Annotated in this window: 1 protein-coding gene; it reads left to right on the top strand. The window is 69.0% G+C overall.

From position 1 onward, the window contains the following. Positions 1-195: 195 nt before the first annotated feature. Entirely contained in the window at positions 196-1,347 is a 1,152-nt protein-coding gene (locus ABZW32_RS39855; RefSeq protein ID WP_356225819.1) for an RICIN domain-containing protein, read from the top strand. Positions 1,348-1,685: the final 338 nt, after the last annotated feature.

The raw sequence follows: 1,685 nt of genomic DNA, 5'->3' as shown, positions 1-1,685 counted from the left end.
GACGAGCAGGGCCGCGACTTCATGCTCATGGAGATCCGCACCGCCAAGTAACACCGGCGGCGCTCACTCACACTGCGCCGCCCGCACCGCGCCATCAGTACCGCCCCCTCGAACCGTCGGCCGAGTGGCCGACCGGCGCCGCGGCGCTGCGAGGCCATGTCCGCACGCCCGCGCCCTGCCTGCGAAGGAACTCACGTGTCCGCACTCCGTCCGCGCGCAGCCCGGATCTCCGGCCTGCTGGCCACCGCCGCTGTGATGTCGGTGGGCCTGATACCGGCCACCCCCTCCGCCGCGGTCTCCGGCCCCGAGGCCGCCACCGGCACGCACCCGTACGCCGTCCGGATCAACCTGGGCGACGAGGCGAACTCCCGTGCCTGCAGCGGCACTCTGGTCGACCGCTTCTGGGTTCTCACCGCCTCGAGCTGCTTCGCCGCCACCCCCGGCACTCCGGTCACGGCCGGCAAGCCGGCCCTCAAGACCACCGCGACGCTCAGCGACGGCAAGACCGTCGAGATCACCGAGATCGCCCCACGCGACGACCGCGACGCCGCCCTCGTACGACTCTCCACCGCGGTCACCACGATCGCGCCCGCCCCCCTCGCCACCGCTGCCCCGGCGACCGGTGCCGACCTGACCGCGGCCGGATTCGGCCGTACGAAGACCGAGTGGGTGCCGGACAAGCTCCACACCGGCACCTTCACCGTCGGCCCTGCCACCGCCACCACCCTCGCCATCACCGGCAAGGGCGCGGACGTGCTCTGCAAGGGCGACACCGGCGGCCCGCTGCTGAACTCCGCGGGCCAGGTCGTCGGCGTCAACTCCCGCTCCTGGCAGGGCGGCTGCCTCGGCGCCCCGACCACCGAAACTCGAACCGGCGCCATCTCCGCCCGAACCGACGACCTCGCCGACTGGCTCCGGGACGTCCGCTTCACCACCGCCTCGATCCAGAACGCGCTGAGCAACCGCTGCGCGTACGTCGGCTGGCGCACGCCCGACAACGGCGCCCAGGCACAACAGGTCGACTGTGACCCGCAGTACGCCGACCAGCTCTGGAAGCTGGAGCCGGTCCCGGGCGGCTACCAGTTCCGCAACCAGCACAACAACCGCTGCCTGCTGGTCTCGTGGCGCACCCCCGAGGACGGGGCGCCCGTGACGCAGTACGACTGCCACCCGGAGTTCGCCGACCAGGTGTGGAAGCTGGAGCCGGTCGCCGGCGGCGGCTACTCCATCCGGAACTCGCTCACCAACAAATGCATGTACGTTTCCTGGCGCACGCCGGAGTGGGGCGCGCCCCTGACTCAGGTGGGGTGCGATTCGCGCTACGTCGACCAGGTCTGGAAGATCTGAACGGCCTGACACCTCGAAAGAGATCGGGGTCACCCTCGGCTTGCCGGCCGAGGGTGACCTCGCGTTTTTCGTTTTCACAATGCGGAGAGAATCCGTCCGAAGCGACCAGGCAGCGCAATTGACAACCAGCTGGAATTCACTTCGGAATTCCGAGTTGAGGACGCATGCAATCGGTTACGATCGCCTCGGAAGTGGGGGACTTTCAGGGGTGGTGCGCTTGCGGTGTCGAGCGCTTCCCCATGTGGAATCCGGCCTTCACATCCGTGTTGACAGCCGTTCCGGGTATCGAACCGGAACCGATGACAGGGACAGCAATGAAGGCACGCAAGACAATGCTC

This window comes from Streptomyces sp. NPDC004667, from assembly GCF_040609475.1.
Lineage (GTDB): Bacteria > Actinomycetota > Actinomycetes > Streptomycetales > Streptomycetaceae > Streptomyces.
This window is presented reverse-complemented; position numbering and strand designations above follow the sequence as displayed.